The sequence below is a fragment of the Gardnerella bivia genome, from assembly GCF_049262715.1.
GTDB classification, from domain to species: Bacteria; Actinomycetota; Actinomycetes; order Actinomycetales; family Bifidobacteriaceae; genus Bifidobacterium; species Bifidobacterium vaginale_A.
Map to the genome: position 1 here is coordinate 568680 of NZ_CP058399.1, position 17896 is coordinate 586575.

Consider the following 17896-nt stretch of genomic DNA (forward strand, 5'->3'; position numbering starts at 1 on the left):
ATCATGATAACTATGTTTGGCAGCGAAAGTGCAAAATATTGCAACAGTATGAGGACAGCATTACTTTTTGCAGTAATGTGGATTCCTTTAGTGCTGCTATGGCTTGTTTTGGGAGCGAAATTAAGCTTATTGATTTGGTTCGTGATTATTGGGATTGTTATTAACGCAATATCGTATTGGTTTGCAGACAAGCTTGTAATTAGTGTTATTAAAGCTCGTGAAGTAACAGAGGAAGAAGAGCCTGTACTTTATGGAATTGTGCGTGAAATCTCTGCTAGATTAGAAAAACCGATGCCAAAGATTTATGTTGCTCCGTATGCGAGCCCTAATTCTTTTGCAACTGGTCGTAGTGAGCGTCATGCTTGCTTATGTTGCACGCGTGGTCTTTTAAACATATTGAATGAGCGAGAGTTACGTAGTGTAGTTTCTCATGAATTGATGCATGTATATAATCATGATATCTTCACTGCTGCTCTCGCTTCTCTTATGGCTGCTGCCGTATCTTATTTTGGATATTGGCTCATGTATTTTGGTGAGAAATATTTTCAAAAATATAAGAATAACGAGATTGAATCTAAATCAAAGTTACAAAATCTTCTTAAGATTTGCGTTTTTAGCGTAGTTACTTTTATTGGTAAAGGATTGAGTTTTGTATTTGGGCCAATTGGCGCGTTATTTGTTAAGTTAGCTTTATCTAGTGATCGTGAATTTAGTGCAGATAAATATGCAAGTAATGTTACTAAAGATCCTGCTGCTCTAGCGTCAGCGTTAAATAAGATTTCTTATGGTGCTCAATTGCATAAAATGGAGCTTATTGCAGGCGTGCGTATAGTTTCTGCTCTTATGATTGTTGATCCGTATGAAAAGCATTCTACGTTGTTTTCTAGATTATTCTCGATTCACCCACCTGTTGATGATCGCATTGAAAAATTGATGCATATAGCTAATGAGGTTCGCGTGCGAGCGAAGGTAAATATTATTATTCCAAATAAAAAAAGTGTTGTAACAGTAAGCGGCGCATGATATTGTTAAGTGGTTTGCTTAAGTTAAAACTTGAATTAAGATTTGTAATACTAGTTTTTGCTGTTTTGCTGTTTTGCTGTTTTGCTTAAGTTAAAACTTGCGGACATAGTTCATCGGTAGAATGGAAGCTTCCCAAGCTTCAGAGGCGGGTTCGATTCCCGTTGTCCGCTCCACGTGGACGCTCATTTTGATACAAAAGTGTGAGTGCAAACAGGACCCCTCGTGTTACGAGTTTTACTAGGTAAAACAAGGAATTCGAGGGTTATTTCCAAAAAGTGTGTACAGAATCGGCGTGTCATTAGTGTGTTCTTATCTTCCTGCCCGCCCCCTTCAGTATAAAAAGGTATGAATCTTCCCATGGCTGTACGGGATTGATTGCGTTATCGTACCCCCGTTATTTCTTCTTCTTTTTTCTCGTGAGGAGTATTCATAGTTTCTTTTTTGAAAAACTTAACTGCTTCATCCCATGTGTCTACAGGATATTCAGTAAGAGAATTAAGATACCATTAGACCGCACGCCGTGCGTTATTTTCACTCATTACTTTATGCGCTCTAAGTAAATCTTTTATCCCTCTATTTACTCATTATTCTAAAGGTGAAGTAGTACGGTTGATAGGAGAATCAGTTTTCATTTCTATAAAAGTAAATAATGAATTATCGCTAATAATTCTTCTATATAAGGCTCGCACTGTGCGTAAATCTCGATGCGTATACAACCAGGCTCTTTTTCTTGGTTTTTTAGTGTGAGGATTGATAAAAGTTTGTTCTTTTAAGAAATCTTCCCATTCCTATTCTCAATTATCATATTTTTCTTTCCATTGTTCAGCTTGTTGTTTACTTCTTACCTTCATGAGTTCATTGGTAAGATTAAGTATTTCTTCGCCTGCTTCAAGATTTGGATGTTTAGTCGTATATCTAATAACATTCTGTTGAATATGAAAAAAGCAACGTTGAATTCGTGCGTGTGGCCATAATTCACTCAATGCTGAACGAAGACCTGTACCACCATCAGTTACTACTATAGCAGATTCGGCAACGCGTTGTAGTAAAGCTTTCCAAGATGCTTTTGATTACCGATTGCACCACTGCCAAGCTAATACATGTTTACTATCGTAAGCAACAAGTAAACACCATCCCTGGAAATAGGTTCCATAAACCATGATTTGCGCGCTTCTAACACCGGTTCTAGAAGGTTGTGGTAATGGTATTCTCCAACACCAGTCACATTGATAATAAAACGAACTAGAAGGTATTGCTAATTGTTTGAGGGAATAATTTTCTAACAGCCATTTCATAAATAAGCGTAATTGTTTTTTACGTGTTATATCTTGGCGATATTGTATTGAAGAAGCGCCGCATGATTTACATCTCCATCGTGTCTTCTTCGCGCTAGTTTTACCATTCTTAACCATCTTGTTTCCACATACACTACAAACGGGATTATTGCAAGACTTGTTCTTCATACATGCTTTTTAAGCATGTAGTAGGCATAACACGCCTCAAATAAGAACAAAAACAAGAAATTCTGTACACACTTTTTTGGAAATAACCCCAAGATGTCGCTTGTCCTTTTGAGCTATCGGATCCTAACCAAATGAAAGCCAATGCACTCGCCGTCAGCGCTGTGGGCACCTGAGTTGCGGCTGTCGTAAACTCATACGCTGGATTCTGGGTGCCATCGTTTGGCAGATTGGCGATCCTCTCTATGCTAGGTACGCTTGTTTTCCCTAGTCTCAAGGTTGCAAAAATTCCTGCCTTCCGTTTGAAATATTGAATCGACATTGGCGGCTGCTTCTACTCCGCTAGAGCCTGCAGTTATTTTGAGATGATGCATTGTCGTCGGATTAGTAGGTGAGTAATTCGATAGTTCACACTTCTCTTTTATCATGACAACCACCTCATGATGGTATTTGTGGTTGTTGGTTAATCAAACGTTTAGACGGAATAGTTTCAAACATATCCTCGACTCGGCATTCAAGTGTGGCGCGATTTTCATGAGGCTGCTATGCTTACTGGTTCGTTTTTGCCGAGTTTGGCTAACTAGTTTGTGCTGATTCCGGCGGTTTCACGTAGCTGGACTTTGTTCATATTTTTGTCTATGAGTATTTTCCAGAGTTTGTTGTACTTGAGTTTCAGGTGCGTTCCTTTCGGCTCCACTTTTCACCGAAGAGGGCTTGCTCGTTGTTGTCGAGTTTGAGCACGGTGGTCTCTCGCAGAATGTGCTGGGCCTCTTGGGTGCATTCGCTGGTTTTGTCAACGGCGATGAAGATCTGTTTTTCGATTTGGTCGTTGTAGACGCGGATGAGGTTACTGAGATCAGGTCGAGGCATAGAGTCAAACATGACGGAGTCATGTGCCAGTGCGGGTAACACTGTGTTCTGAAGAACAGCAAGGTCATAGATAATCATGCTGCGATGATTCGTGCCAGTGCCTTTATCCTTAGGGGTCTCAAACGTGTAGCTGTTATATGCGCTCAGCGTGAGCTTTGGAGCGTTGTACTCCCCGCCGGTTACCTCGTCGTTGATCGCTTCCATTTGGGTGTTTATAGAGATTTCGATGTCTTCGAGAACGGTTGCTACTTGGTTGTGGTAGTGCTCGCTGGCATCTTTCTTTTCGATTCCAAGTCTGTTGCGGATATCGAATGCTTCGTTCTCGTCTTTAAGTTTGTTGATTCGTCGGTCGAGTGAGGTGTATGCATCGAGGAACTCGTCAGTGAATGCTTTGGATGCTGGGATTGAGTCCATATGTGAGAGCAATTTTGCTTCAACTTCTTGAAGTTCACTAATGTCGGCTTCAACAGCTGTTTTGGCTTGTCTGAGTTCTTCGCTGAGGATGGTTTGGATCCTTGAATGGAATTTTTCGACCTTGACGAGCGCTTCAAGGTCGGCTTCGGGAAAGAACTCGTGGAGAGCCTGTAAATCGGCTTCTGTTGGGTAAGCGCCGTGTTGGAGGTTCAGGTTCAGTAAGTGGAGTTCATCTTGTCTAGCTTTGATTTCGCGGCGAGTGTCATCAAGTGAGCGTTTGAGAACGTTTCGTTCATTTGCTTTCTCCACTTCGGCTGGTTGAACGTCAGCTTCATCGAGGTTTGCGAGTTTTCGGCGCTCCAATTCGAGCGAAGCGATCTCAACGACATTGGCCTTGTACTTGGTCAGCCCGTCAACAGCGGAAGGGATGAATTCGTAGCGGCGCGCTGTGCGAAATGCTTTGATGCGCTCATCTGCGTATTGGAGCTGCTTTTTGAAGTCCTCGATGGATTCGTAGTACTGGAAAAGTGAAATCAGGACGTTGATTGCGTCGCGTTTTGGTTCTTCCCCGCCACGTGTCTGTAGGGGTTTGAGTTCGTTGTGGTTGTTCTTCCCGTAGATGCGGAAGAAACGACTGATGGTGTTACGGAACGAAGCGCCGGGCAGATTCATGTTGTATTGCTGGGCTAGCCATTGTGTGTACTTCTTGATGCCCCACGATTCGAGTGCATTACGATTTTCGTCAACCACAACGATGACGTCCGCTTCTTCAGTGTTCCGAGAGAAGCGGTATTCAGTGTTATCAAATTCGAATGAGAAGTAGATGGTGTGGGGGTCGAGTTCATTTACGGCGTCGCTCTGGGTGTACGTGTTTCCGCCGAATACGAAGTCAATGATGAGCATCATCGTGGACTTACCGATGGAACCTGCGGCACCCGTGACCGAACCCAGAATCGTGTTGAGCCCCATGTGGAATCGTACGGGTGGGCGTGGCTGGTCACCGATTTTGAATGCGTCGCAGCTTATTTCTTTGAGCATCTGTGGAGCATCCCTTCTTCGTTGAGGTCAATGCGGCCAAGCGCGTATAGACAGTCCAAAGCATCGATGATCTTGAGCAGATCCACTGTTGTCGGGTGTAATCGCGTGGCGAGGTCTTTGGGGGACATGGGTTCACTGAGTTGGGTGAGGATTTCAGGAAGGAGTGGTAGCCCTGTGGCTTGATAGGAGAAGAGTTTGTTAGGCAGTAACATCGAAAACCTCGCAAGACTGAATGAAGTAGGAAACGACGAAAGCGCAGTAACGAACATCCTGTTTCGTGATTTGGCTTAACCGATCGCTTAGGTCAGAGTGGACACGCATCTTCGGGTATCCCTTCTCAACCAGCTTCTTGGATAGGGCCTTGATTTGTGCTCGTAAGAGGTTGTCGTCAAAGGTTTTGAGCCGGGCTTCTTCCTGCATTTGCCCTTCGATGAACCGGTAATACTTTGTCACGTGTCTCATCACCTCGTCGTATAGAAAGAAGTCGATACTCTCGTCGATCTTTGCTTTTACTGCAACAGGGTCGAATGACAATGGTTCGAAATCTTGGAGTTTCGCATTACCGAGTTTCTCGATCACTTTGGTGATGCCACGCTCAATGTCGACTGTTGAGGCTACCTCTCGCGCCTCGGCGATACGGGTCTGGATCTGCTTGTTCTTCTTCAGCTCGGTTTCGGCAGCCTTCTTGTGACCGAGTGTGTAGTCGTGAAAACAGGTGGGACACAATGCAATCAGATTCGGATAGTCACGCGAATCTCCGGTGATTCTTGTGATCTCATACAGCGGTTCTGCGCGGTTGTTAGTTGCGGTTAGTTGCAGGTGTTGTCCGCACCCATTTCGTGAGCAGGTGTATTTGCATTCTTCGAGCAATCGCGACCCGAAACGACCCTTGGCAGTAGTTGAAATAGTGCTGGCTTGCTGCAGCTTCCGATCGTTTTCAAGATCTGGGTTGACGATGAATTCAAATGATTGCTGAAACAGGTCAAAGAGAATCTCGCCAACGTTATCCTCATCGACATTTGCATCCGTGAACGAGGCAATGTTCAATGCGAGCGCGGCTTTGACTTCGTCAGCCGATTGAGTCTCGATGTCGTTGACGTAGTTTAGTGAGTCGATGAAGTTGTCTCGGGTTGGGTTCGCTAGCATTCGGCGTGCCAATGTCTTTGGTAGACCGCGATTGAACCACTTGCGTAACGTCTCGTCTGAGTGATCTTCGCCCGGTGTTTTCCCTCGCGTTGTGAACCATTGTTCCTCAGGTACGGCAGAGAGTCTTTCGAGTATGTCGCGCATGAATGCTGCCGTGTTGCGCTCGCTTCCAAGATGGGTATAGGCGGCGCGTGTCAGTTCAGTGAATAGCAATCTCTTACCTCCTTCACGCCAGTTTTTGTCCCACTTGTCCCAGGCTGTCCCAAAGTATCCAATCCCGCGATGGTTTGTTTTATAACCTGAAATCAGCTCGCGAGAGATGGACAAAATTCTATCACGATTGTGTTTTCGCAACCAGATTTTTTCTTTTGCGCATCTTTCGTTGGTTTCGTCGAGCCGGTGGCAAGGCTCGACGAGCAGGTCAATTAGGGATTGTGCACAGCCCTTGTCGACCTTGAGTACCAGTGGAAATCCAACGGTGCTCGCCCTTCGGTCACGATCACACACCGAAGGTAATGCCATACAACTGAGCTCAGGTTTCTACTCGTCCCAAGTCGGAACGATCTGCAGGAGCGCTGGGGGCGGGCATCCATCCGGGTGTCCGCCCATAGCCATGCCTATGCAGACCATTTCACCGACTTCATACGAGTAGCAGCGTCTCTTGTGGGTCTTTCCGCATCTAGCAGAAGGAGCCCACCGTGGCTATATCTACTTCTCAACCACAACCTCGCCCGTATGCCAGCCGCTGCAAGACTGACTCGAACGGGCAGGAACATTGGCACCTGTATGTGCCGTCCGCCAAAGGCTGGGCATGGATCGAACTATTTGACCTGCCCGCACCCGACGAAGCACTCCGGGATGTTGATCCCGAGGCTTATGCCCGCAGTTGCGTCCAGGCGAAGCAGCTGCGTGACCGGCTTCTCGATCCTGACTGCGTCGAGCCGTGGAAAGTTGAATGGTGCCGAGTAGCGTACCTGCTGTATCGGCAGCAGTGTAACGCATCTAAACGTGCCGACATCTCGTATTCGGACTGGCAAGAAGTATTACCAGCAGGCGGAGAGCTCTACGCCGACCAGGTCGTCGACCCAGAGCAGGCCTATCTCGCCGCCGAGGAAGGTGAGCAGTCACGGCGAGTACTTGCCGAGGTCCTGCTGCCGTTGACAAATCAACAACGCAAGTACCTCACCTTGTCGCTGGGTAACGACATGTCGTACGCAGATATCGCTCGATTAGAGCACCCCGACGCAGACCAGGCACAGATCAACAATCTGGCTGACGCGGTGCGTAACTCCGTGAACCGTGCCAAGAAGCGAATCCATAAGATGTTCGGCACGACCCGTCCGGATTTGGGTTTCCCAGGGACGTACAGGTGAGGTTGGAAAACTCCAGGTCAGTTAAACCGGTGTTGTACTCCCTCTGTGTCAGGCATTTGCCTGCCACGTGTTAACAAAAGGATTTCTTAAAGGAGGAATCATGACAGATCAAATGGTGCTGAAAACACAGCAATGGCTCAATCGTACTTATAAGGGAAGGACTGGTTTTGGTTCCGTTCCAGAGGATGGTCATACCGGATGGGATACAATTAACGGTCTGATTCGAGCTTTACAGATTGAATTGGGAATTACGGCCACCGCGAATAACTTCGGCCCTGGCACGCAATCTCGATTCAACTCCCGCTGGCCTAATGGTATCAGTAAGAACCCTGGATCTAGTAATGTTCACGGGATTATTCAAGGCGCGTTGTGGTGCAAAGGGTACCCGGCCGAGTATGGCGGTCTTACCACTAAGTTCACTGACAACATGGCTTCATCTATTAGCAAGATGAAAGCTGATATCGGCTTGTCAGATACGTCTTCTACCGTTGACGTGGAGTTGATGATGGCCTTGCTGTCAATGAAACAGTTCAGATTGCTATCAGCCTATGGAGGAAAGGCTTCTATCCGGGCGATCCAGCAAAGGATTAACCATGACTACAAGGCATACACCGGTATCCTTCCCACCGATGGTATCTACGGGCGTGAAATGAATACTGGTCTGATTCAAGTGCTTCAGGCTCTCGAAGGATTCACTCCCGAGCAGGCGACCGGCAACTTCGGTAACGGTACCCGTAGCCGCCTGAAGACAGTTAGTTCAGGTAGTGGAGATTGGGTATGGTTGGCAAGCGCCGGACTGGTATGTAACGGGCAATCCAGTTCCGTAACCCGAACCTGGGATGCAAGATTGGCTGCTCAGGTTCGCACCTTCCAAGCAGACTACGCGCTACCTGTTACTGGGAAAGTTGACCCAACCACCTGGATGAGCCTATTGACCTCAAAAGGCGACCCAAACCGAGCCTGCAAAGCCTGTGATTGCGCAACGGTACTGAATGCGCAACAAGCTAAGGACTTGAAGGCGGCCGGTTACACTCATGTTGGCCGATATTTGACCGGATACGTTGGCAAGGATACCTCGAAAGCGCTGACACAAGACGAGGTAAAGAACATCACCGATGCTGGTTTGGCAGTTTTCCCGATCTATCAAGATGGTGGGTACTATCAAGAATACTTCGCTAACAGTTCCCAAGGAACTATTGATGCTGTGACAGCTATTAGTGCCGCTCAACGTATCGGAATTCCATCGGGCGTAACAATTTATTTCGCCGTCGATTTTGATGCTTACGAATTTCAAATCGATTCCATGATTCTTCCGTATTTCCGGCAAATCAAGGCAGCGTTCAACTCGTCGAAGAATCGTCTGCGCTATAAGGTAGGCGTCTATGGACCGCGCTTGGTATGCGCCAAGGTTAGTGAAGCCGGTTATGCGTCGTTTTCTTTCGTTGGAGATATGTCAACTGGCTTTTCAGGTAATCTTGGTTACGCAATCCCTGATAATTGGGCGTTTGATCAATTCCACGAATTTACTTTCCCGTCATCGCCTAGCTTCCCGCTAGACAAAGATGCGTATTCGGGGCGAGACAGGGGTGTAAGTTCGTTTGTTAAGGTTCCTGCGAAAACGCCAGAAGAGCTGGAAGAAGATAACCGACGTAATCTGCTCGAGATCGCACGAGAAACTTTCGTGCGACGTGTACTTGAGCCCTTGGGTTACTACCCAAGCTTTTCTTCTGTTGGCTGGGAATACGGCCAGACACTTGAGCTTGGCAATGTGCATACGCCAACTTTCGACATGAAGGTCTCAGCACATATCGCGACTCAAGCAACGACATCCTCTAATGAATTGTTTTCAACTAACATCACGGTAAACAATGCGGGAGAACTGTCAGCCTCGACTCTAAGTTCAATTGACTCCGCAAGCGCAACCTTCGATGTGAAAGATTTCGGTTCCAATGGTGACTTCGCCTCAAAAATCAAACGTATAGCAGGGTCTGTTAAGTCAGGAAATATTTCATATGGACTCACAGTTGTGGATCCCACTTCATTGCAGGTATGGATTCGAGTGGATTCAGATAACCTTGCAAGCGGAAACACCGCAGTAAAGTCCACCATGTCCGTGACTGTCACCTATGAGGTCACCCTGCATTCAACGCTAGGTGTAGAATTACGACTACCCGAGGTTTCTGGCAAGGCAGTTGCTGTAGCAGTCGGTGTTGTCGCGCTCGTGGCACTCGCTGCCGTTGTAGTTGTCGTCGCACCCGAAGCTGGGCTAGTCGGAGGGCTGGTGGCAATCGGAGCAGCTGGATAGGAGCGCAAAGCAATGAACGCAGGCAGCAACAATGTGAAAACTAGAATTCTTGTTCTCAGAATAAGAAAAATAGCGCTCATTATTGCTGCCTGCGCGCTCTCTATCCTCGGAATTTTAATCGCGCTCTATTTCAATCTAATCCCTGGAGTCGTGGTTACCTCTCCCAAAATCGATGCGAAGTATTTGGTGGCTAGAGTCGACTCTGGCAACAATACCGTTGACGTTTATCAAACTAAAGGCCAGGTATGCGTTGACACTCACTCAGCATCACCAGCTGATGTACCACATCAGGTCTGTTCAGAGTCTGCACGTAAAATTTCCCATAGCGATATAACACTTCGTTGGTTTACATATGATGGCAAATTGACAGAGGTAAACGCCAACTACCCGAATACAACGTCCGTGCATGTTGTGATCAAAGATGGGGCAACGGTAATCATTGATCATAGTGAATCGTTTATTGAAAACCTCACTGACGCGTTGAACAAAGGAATGAAAAGCCTACCTGAGTCGGAGAAATGATTAGTAAGAGGGTAGGGTTGTTGGGCACCTGTAGACTATTGATTGTCGTCTAGTTGTTGATCCTCAGTGGTTTCTGGGCGTCGAGTACACCCAGTTTGCTGACGGCGAATATAGATTGTCGTTAAACCACACATTAAAGTGTAGATTGTCAGATTGAGTACGAGGTGCCCGCAGAGCATTGCTCGCACTGATAAATTGCCACTCTCAGCTAGTTGTGCCGTGGCGTAAGCCACTACAATGCCAACGAAAATAGAGAACCCAGATTTAATCAAGAATCGAGAGTTAAACCCTCTGAGTGGCAGGACACAACCAAAAAGAGCGCTAACGGGTATTGATACAGCAATCAAAAGTGACCCGAGTAGCTGAATACTCGGAAGCGTAAGAGCTAAAACGGTGTAGGAAACATGGCAAGCGAAAAATACAAAGGTAATACCTAGCAGCCATCTATACCGAATCCCACGATTGGATAAGTTATTGGTCGCTTCCATCTCAGTAGTCCACGAAGTCTCTCCATTACCGATGCTAATTATGTCAACTGGTGAAATTATATAGAGTATCAGCACGTCCAGCAAGAGGGGAGGATTCCCATGGCTAAGAATGGTACTAACAGGGGTGGACGTCGGGTGCGTGCGGGTGCGAAGCCGGATGCGTTGAGTGAGAAGGTTGCCAAAGGCAGCCCTGCGACTAGGTTGCATGATCCGCTTGAGGACGTGTTTGATTTCAGCGGCTCCGATGTGGGTGAGGACGCAGTGCTCGCCGGGGAGACCATGCCAGAACCTAGCGAGTATTTGTCTGAGGTTCAGCGGGATGGTAAACCCCTAGGCGCCGATGTGGTGTATCGCGAGACCTGGCAATGGCTCGATGCGCGTGGCTGCTCCCAGTTCGTAGTCCCGCGCCTGATTGAATCCTATGCGCAGGCGTTCGCGCGGTATGTGCAGTGCGAGCAGGCGATCTCCAAGTTCGGCCTACTTGACAAACATCCAACCACAGGGGCTGCAATCGCGTCCCCGTTCGTCGCCATGTCCCAGTCGTTCGGGAAGCAAGCGAACGTGTACTGGTACGAGATTTACGAGATCGTCCGCGCCACCTGCACCACCGACTACTCGGGCACGGCTCCGGGTGATGACGTGATGGAGCAGCTATTGAAAGCCCGCTCGTAGATGCGTCCTAGTTGCTTACTGGGGTTATGCGGATCGAAGAAACGATCACGCTGATGAACTAACTCATCACCACCGCAGCAGCCACAGCCCACGACCCCGACGACTACGACCGCCGCTACCACCAGCTCGAAACCCGACACCACCAACTAGAGACCGAGCACCAGCATATCACCGACAAGATCGACGATCTGCGCCACCGCCGAGCACAAGCCATCAAAGTCCACTTCTACCTCGCCACCCTGCCACCACTCGCATACAGCGACCAAGCATGGAACACCCTCGTTGACCACGCCATTATCAACGCTAATGGAGCCATCAGCGTCATCTTCAAAGACGAATAATCGGCCAGCTAACTCGCTCACAGCAATAAAAACCAGCAATTCCTACCCCCGTCTTTGGAAAACACCCCCCTACCGAATGAATCTGCCCCCAAGCCAGTCTTGTATCAAAATGAACGTGTAAGTATCCATGTGGGGAGAGTTGATATATCAACGTTCTTCGCTTGTTATTACACCTTAAAAATAGGCTAAATGTGCAAATAATGTGCTCAGTAATATAAAGATAATTTATCTTTAATGTAGTAAATTGTGTGTTGATAGTGTGTAAAATTCTTTACAAAATTCTATGATTTTATTTTTTCTTTATGCCAATGTAACGATTAGATATTACAAATAGTTGTTGCATTGAATAGTCAGTTGGCGAGGACGAAAAATATGAAAGCGCCAACTTGCTTAAAAACTTATTGTTCAAGTGAGTCGGCGCTTATTTATTAGGAGATTAAATTGTAATGTTATCTATTAAAATGTGCGAACATTATAGAAATTATTTAGTTCTTTCATATAACGTCCTGTTCCAGAAATGTCGCCTCTTGTTCCAACTGTGAATCCTGGGAATCTGTTCATGCGCGATTCAAAGTAGCTACGAGATCCATGTCCTTCGTATGAACGGCCTATGCTAATAGCTCCTGCGAAATTGCCAACAGAACGTATTACTCTATCGTTATCAACTTTGTAGTGAACTGCATAACCTTCTTGAGTTAGACGATTTCCAGTTTTTGCAACTTCACGAAGCCAGCGGTTGAAAATATTTCCCCAAATCTGTGGAGCGTTGAAAGTGTAAATCTTTCTAATCCAAGGATATCCTTTGCCTTTAGCGCGAATTAAAGCGCGTTGTGCTAAATATCCGCCGAGAGAATGACCTGTAATGTACAAGTTGCTAACAGTGTTTTCACGTCCATAGCGTTCCATTAGATTCTCAACATCGCGAGCTTGATCCGGATTGTGCCCAACAGCTATTGCGAAGTCATCGTCATAATCATTGAATTGCGAAGTTCCGCGAATTGCGAGAACTTGGACTGTTCCTTGTTCAAGGAATGGATAAGGGCTCACATTTTCAAACAATACGGCATCAAATCCGCCCCTATAATGGTATGTTTCCTTAACTTTCCAGAATGGAGCTATTTCATTGTGAATCAGACGATACTCGTTGCGATTTCTATAAACATCGTGAAGTGGTCTTGTGTAATCAAGAACTTTTTTAATGTAATCATCGTTTCTGTAAGAAAGCTCAGAAAATAGCGTCATATCTCGAGCGCTAATATCCCATCGTAACGGATTCTTGTCTTCGTTATCTGGGATACCATCTCCATCCGTATCGTTAATTTTTGGATGAGAATTGTATCCGTAATAAGTTTTGCCATTTTTTGTGTAAGTATAAATTTCTTGACTGTTAGTTAAACCATCACCATCCAAATCTTCATTAGGATTAAGAGGTTTTTTATGGAATAACGACATATCAATTGCGCCTGGCGTTTCAAGGCGAATAGTTCCATCTGAAATTTCTTTAGCTGTTTCCACTGTAAGAGGAGTGTGTGTACTCTCAGAAGATTCGCTTCGCGTATAAGCCATTGCTGGAGAAGTGAAGCTCAGCATGCTAAATACAAGGCACAGACCAGTGAAAAAGCCTGCAAGTTTAATGTACTTTTTCATGACAACTCCTATTTTGTTCGCATGATTTTTACATTTATAAAATCGCTAGCTATATTCAGTTATTTGTATGATATTCAGTTATTTTTTGATAGATTCTTTTCAAATGCGCGTTAGGAAATCAACTTTGATAACACGCTTTTTATTAAGAATGAATCTTAATTTTTTAAATCTTAATTGTTTCATTACTGCAACTAACAACTACTATTCTACACTGTTATTTTGTTTAAAAATACAACAATGCGTATAAAAGGAAAATTTATTGAATATCAATAAAATAAACTGTTTTTTGTTTAATAGTTAAACTCTCACGTTTTTTAGATTTGTTATAACTATTAGCTTTTAGATGTTTTATTCATTTGCTAGTTGAATTATTGTTTTTGAGATTCGCCTGTTTTTATAGTGTTTTATGTTCCTCTATTTTTGTATAGCTTTATCTAGTTTTGTATAGTTTTGTTTATTTTTATCTAGTTTCCTATAGTTTTCTATAGTTTTATCTAGTTTCCTTTTTTATTCCAAATCTTTTTTATTTTTAATAGTTTTAAGCGCGATATATGCAGATGCTATAAGCGTAAAGATTAATATAATTGTCAAAATATTATTTCCAGTCTTCGCTAGAGTATCATTTACAGAGTTTTGGCGCTTATTTTCAGAATATTCAAAAGAGTTGCTTTGCTTAACTAGTACGTTATTCCACGCTACTTGTTTTCCGTTTTCATCTATTAACAAAATTGTGTGATTTCCAACATATTCTTCAGGAATAGCAGCTTTGAATGTTGGCTTACTATTTTCATGATAATAAACAGTCACATATTCTGTTCCAGTTGGACTGTATAACAATCTAGGATCTGAATAAATATACGCGTACGCTTTTAATGCTTTTTCGCGCTTAAGTTTTTGCATAAATTCAGCTGTAGTATTTAAATACAATGTGATTTCATTATTTTTACCAGCGTAAACGATGTTATTTTCGCCAGCTTTAAGCGTATTTGCGAGTTCGCGATTAAGATCTGCAGAGCTTATTGGAGCAGAAGGCGTTTTTGTTGATTTTTTGTGTTCTTCGCTCTGATGCTCTTGATCGTTGTGTTCAGCAGGTTGTTCGTGATTTTGTGAATCTTGCTTTGGCGTTACTGGGTTCTCTTGTTCTGGAGTGGATGGAACAGTCGGGTTTGGTTGAGGTTGAGGTTTTGGATCAGGTTCAGGATGCGCAGGTTCAGGAATTTCTGGCTGTGGAGTTGGAACTGGAACAGGTTCAGGCTTCGGCACTGGAGTAGGGTTTGGCTCTGGTGAAGGCGCTGGATTAGGTTGTGGAGCAGGTGCAGGAACTACAGGAGTAGGAGTTACTGGCTTAGGTGCAGGAACTACGGGAGTAGGAACAGGCTTAGGTGAAGGAGTAGGATTTTCTGGCTCTTTCTTTATCGGAATTGATGGAGTAAGCTCTGTCCAAGCAATGATCTTTTTTGCAGGTTTCAATACTTCTGCTTTTATAGTTTTAACAACATGAGCGTTAAGTTTAACTCTTCTTTTTGACCCATTTTTGAACGTTATTTCTATAGTAAATGTTGTAATCCCAATGTTTTCAGTTTTTGGCTGTTCAATAACTGAAACTTTGCTTTCATCTGGCAAAGTGCTCAAATATGGAGTGAAATCAAAATTGCTAGGAATAGATGAGTCTTTCTCAATCTTTATTTCCTTGTTTTCTATAGCAGTAACAGTTGGAATTTGCATAATATCAGCTAATCGCTTATGCACAGTTATAGGAACTATAAGAGTTTTAAACTGGTTATTGGCAAATGTGAGTAATATTTTACCTTGATATTTTCCACTTTTAGAAGTATCAATTTTATCTGTAATATCTGTAATAGTAGATCCTTGCGGTCTGTCGGATGCATTAAGAAGATAATCTGTTACTTTTGGTAAAGCATCGTTTTCAAAAATGTCTATGTTCTTAATTTTAGGCTCGAAAGATTGTTCGTCAGTTTTAATAACTGGTTCATTAACTAATCCATCTAAAGCTGTTATTTTTCTTCCAATGCCGCTTATATCTTTGCGCTCGCCAACTGTGAATCCTTCGAAATCATTCATTCTAGGCTCAAAGTAACTGCGAGATCCGTGACCTTCTCCAGATCTTCCTACGCTTATTGCGCCTTTGAAGTTCCCTATTGCGCCTATTACATTATCATTATCAACCTTGTAATGAACGGCATAACCATCTTCTGTTAATTTGTCGCCAAAATCAGATGTTTCCCAAAGCCATTTGTTGAATAGATTTCCTTTAATCTTTGGAGCGTTAAAAGTATAGGCCTTAATTTTAAAGGAAGCGCCACTACTTTTAGCTCGAATTAAAGCTCTTTGCGCTAAATATCCTCCTAAAGAATGACCAGTAACGTAAAGATTGCTTACAGTGTTATTTTGACGATAGGTATCAATTAGTTTATCTATATCAGCAGCTTGACCTGGGTTTGAGCCAGTTCCAAGCAATACATCATTCCATATGTCAGATTTGCTTTCAGTTCCGCGTATTGCAAGAACTTGCACGCCGTTTTGCTCAATAAATGGATATGCAGGATTTACATTTTCAAATAATATTGCATCAAATCCGCTTTCAAAGTGGTATGTTTCTTTGACTTTCCAGAATGGCGCAAGCTCGTTATGCATGAGCTTATATTCGTTGCGATTTTTATAAATGTCAGTGAGTGGTCTTGAGTAGTCAAGTACTTTTTTGACGTAATCGTCTTTTCTATACACGAGTTCCATAAACAGTGCCATATCGCGAGGGCTAATATCCCATCTACGCGGATTTTCGTCTGTTTTGTCATCAATGCCATCGCCATCACTGTCTTTTATAAGTGGATGCGAATTGTATCCGTAATATGTGCGTCCGTTTTTAACGTATGTATAAAGTTCTTCTCTATTCTTAAGTCCATCGCCATCGCTATCTACATTTGGATCTAGTTCGGGCTTGTGATATAACAATGAGTCAATCTGATTGTTTTCTAAGCGAATTTTGCCAGTAGAAATATCGTGTGCGGTTTTAGCTGTAAGAGGAGTGTGTGCGTTTTGTGTTTCAGATGCATATGCTGTGTTTGTATATTTTGGTAATCCAGTGAATGCAGAAATAATCAATCCAAAAGTTATTGCAATTGTGCTTGCGTAGCGTATTGTGTTCGCGAGTTTTCTCATCTTTTTGTTATCCCTTTTATTCTTTTTTAATTATTCTTTTTATTTTTATTCTTTTGGAATTGATTTGAGAATAGATTTTCTCGTTTTTCTTTTTGCATACATTAAATATTTAGTACAAGTTATGAATTTTAGCAGATTGTTTAGCGTATAGTAAATAGCCTAGTAAGTATGCTAAATAGCTTAATAAATATATTCAGTTAGTATCTTAGTAAATTTGAAAGTAAAACTTAATAATTTTTTAAAATTATCTCTTTTGTTTCATTTTTTATTGCGATTATGCGAAATAAGTTCATTCTAAAAGATTTATCCAAATTTTATAGATGAATATTTTTTAGCTGTTGTTAAAGTCCTTATTTTGGTGTATTTTTAATTGTAAAGAAAGTAAACAAAATGGTGAAATAAATATAATTTGCTTTCTTTGCATAATTTGTATTATTGCTTTATAACGCTTTAGGTGTTTTTGTACGACGAATGTACAAAAGGAGTACGAAGACTGTACCCGTGCAATATGTGCGAGTTGTATGCGCAAGTGGATATGTGCAGATTTGTGTCTGCGCTTTAAGGAGGCAACGATGGCTGAAGTAATTATTGTGCGTAATCAAGATGAAGCAGGCGAATTATATGCTAAAAGCGTGGTTTCGCTTATTGAGCGCAAACCAGATGCTGTGCTTGGTTTAGCGACTGGATCAAGTCCATTAAAAGCTTATGAGCATTTAGCTAGTCTTGTTAAAGAAAAAAATGTTGACGTAAGTCACGTTCGCGGTTTTGCTTTAGATGAATATATTGGTTTGCCTCTTGAACATGAGCAGTCGTATCACAGTACAATCCGTAGAACTGTTACTGATTTAATTGGTTTGAATCCAGATTTAGTTCACGTTCCAGGAGATGTGTTGCAAGGTGCTCCATTGAGTGAAGGAGAAAAGATTGCGCGCGCAGGAGCTGAGTATGATGCTGCTATTAAGGCTGCTGGCGGTATTGATGTGCAAATTCTCGGTATAGGTTCAGACGGTCATGTTGGATTTAATGAGCCAGGTTCTTCTTTAGCTTCTAATACTCGTGTTAAGACTTTGACTCAACAAACTCGTATTGATAATTGTCGTTTCTTTGAAGGTGATATTACTAAAGTGCCTACTCATTGCATTACTCAAGGTATTGGCACTATTCTTCGTGCTCGTCATCTTGTACTTCTCGCTTTTGGTGAGAATAAGGCGGATGCTGTTGCTGCAACTGTTGAGGGTGCTGTTAGCTCGTTGTGTCCTGCTTCCGCACTTCAGCTACATCCTCACGCAACTGTGATTGTTGATGAAGCAGCAGCAAGCCGCCTGAAATTATCTGATTATTATCGTTTTGTGTATGCAAATAAGCCTTCTTGGCAAGGTATCTGATAATAATCGAATAAGTTAATAAGTGATAGATG

At 43.4% G+C, this 17896-nt stretch carries 13 protein-coding genes, 1 tRNA gene and 1 pseudogene; 7 read left to right on the top strand and 8 right to left on the bottom strand.

The genetic code is table 11. The features are described from left to right. Positions 1 to 48: 48 nt before the first annotated feature. Both HXT27_RS02490 and HXT27_RS02495 read left to right on the top strand, forming a co-directional pair. Entirely contained in the window at positions 49 to 1023 is a 975-nt protein-coding gene (locus HXT27_RS02490) for a M48 family metalloprotease (RefSeq protein ID WP_233186132.1), read from the top strand. Positions 1024 to 1122: 99 nt separating this feature from the next. Next, positions 1123 to 1196: transfer RNA gene (locus tag HXT27_RS02495), tRNA-Gly, on the top strand. Positions 1197 to 1817: 621 nt separating this feature from the next. Here the strand turns inward: HXT27_RS02495 and HXT27_RS02500 are convergent. The 5 genes and pseudogenes from HXT27_RS02500 to HXT27_RS02520 form a co-directional block, all read right to left on the bottom strand. Then, positions 1818 to 2078: pseudogene (locus tag HXT27_RS02500) on the bottom strand (transposase); the annotation flags it as partial. Positions 2079 to 2093: 15 nt separating this feature from the next. Further along, on the bottom strand, positions 2094 to 2486 hold the full coding sequence (locus tag HXT27_RS02505; RefSeq protein ID WP_158245140.1) for a transposase-like zinc-binding domain-containing protein: 393 nt from the start codon (positions 2484 to 2486) through the stop codon (positions 2094 to 2096). A 669-nt stretch (positions 2487 to 3155) separates the two neighbouring features. After that, positions 3156 to 4805 (bottom strand): DUF2326 domain-containing protein, encoded by a 1650-nt coding sequence (locus HXT27_RS02510; protein ID WP_103043306.1) that lies wholly within the window; start codon positions 4803 to 4805, stop codon positions 3156 to 3158. Further along, positions 4790 to 5074 (bottom strand): ABC-three component system middle component 7, encoded by a 285-nt coding sequence (locus tag HXT27_RS02515; RefSeq protein WP_422113193.1) that lies wholly within the window; start codon positions 5072 to 5074, stop codon positions 4790 to 4792. The genes HXT27_RS02510 and HXT27_RS02515 overlap by 16 nt, the downstream gene beginning before the upstream one ends. Beyond that, positions 5004 to 6473, bottom strand: a complete 1470-nt coding sequence (locus HXT27_RS02520; protein ID WP_199172736.1) for an ABC-three component system protein — start codon at positions 6471 to 6473, stop codon at positions 5004 to 5006. The genes HXT27_RS02515 and HXT27_RS02520 overlap by 71 nt, the downstream gene beginning before the upstream one ends. Positions 6474 to 6649: 176 nt before the next feature. Here HXT27_RS02520 and HXT27_RS02525 point away from each other — a divergent pair, with 176 nt between their 5' ends. The 4 genes from HXT27_RS02525 (at position 6650) to HXT27_RS02540 (ending at position 11311) form a co-directional block, all read left to right on the top strand. Beyond that, the gene (locus HXT27_RS02525) at positions 6650 to 7324 is read left to right on the top strand and encodes a hypothetical protein (RefSeq protein WP_199172735.1); all 675 of its coding nucleotides are present in this window, start codon (positions 6650 to 6652) and stop codon (positions 7322 to 7324) included. A gap of 100 nt (positions 7325 to 7424) precedes the next feature. Continuing rightward, a complete protein-coding gene (locus tag HXT27_RS02530; protein WP_103043304.1) occupies positions 7425 to 9629 on the top strand; it encodes a glycoside hydrolase domain-containing protein in 2205 nt (734 codons plus the stop codon). A 12-nt stretch (positions 9630 to 9641) separates the two neighbouring features. Further along, positions 9642 to 10151, top strand: coding sequence for a hypothetical protein (locus HXT27_RS02535; protein WP_103043303.1), 510 nt, complete (start codon positions 9642 to 9644; stop codon positions 10149 to 10151). 587 nt (positions 10152 to 10738) lie between these two features. After that, complete coding sequence (locus HXT27_RS02540; RefSeq protein WP_422113194.1) at positions 10739 to 11311, top strand: P27 family phage terminase small subunit; 573 nt, start codon at positions 10739 to 10741, stop codon at positions 11309 to 11311. 146 nt (positions 11312 to 11457) lie between these two features. Here the strand turns inward: HXT27_RS02540 and HXT27_RS02545 are convergent, their stop codons facing one another. From HXT27_RS02545 to HXT27_RS02555, 3 genes are all read right to left on the bottom strand, one after another. Continuing rightward, a complete protein-coding gene (locus HXT27_RS02545; protein WP_158245139.1) occupies positions 11458 to 11691 on the bottom strand; it encodes a hypothetical protein in 234 nt (77 codons plus the stop codon). A 417-nt stretch (positions 11692 to 12108) separates the two neighbouring features. Further along, a complete protein-coding gene (locus HXT27_RS02550) occupies positions 12109 to 13299 on the bottom strand; it encodes a lipase family protein (RefSeq protein WP_103043300.1) in 1191 nt (396 codons plus the stop codon). 507 nt (positions 13300 to 13806) lie between these two features. Further along, entirely contained in the window at positions 13807 to 16479 is a 2673-nt protein-coding gene (locus HXT27_RS02555) for a Rib/alpha-like domain-containing protein (RefSeq protein WP_103043299.1), read from the bottom strand. Between the two features lie 572 nt (positions 16480 to 17051). Between HXT27_RS02555 and nagB the strand changes: the two genes are divergently transcribed. Further along, positions 17052 to 17864 (top strand): glucosamine-6-phosphate deaminase, encoded by an 813-nt coding sequence (nagB, locus tag HXT27_RS02560; protein ID WP_075523651.1) that lies wholly within the window; start codon positions 17052 to 17054, stop codon positions 17862 to 17864. Positions 17865 to 17896 lie beyond the last annotated feature (32 nt).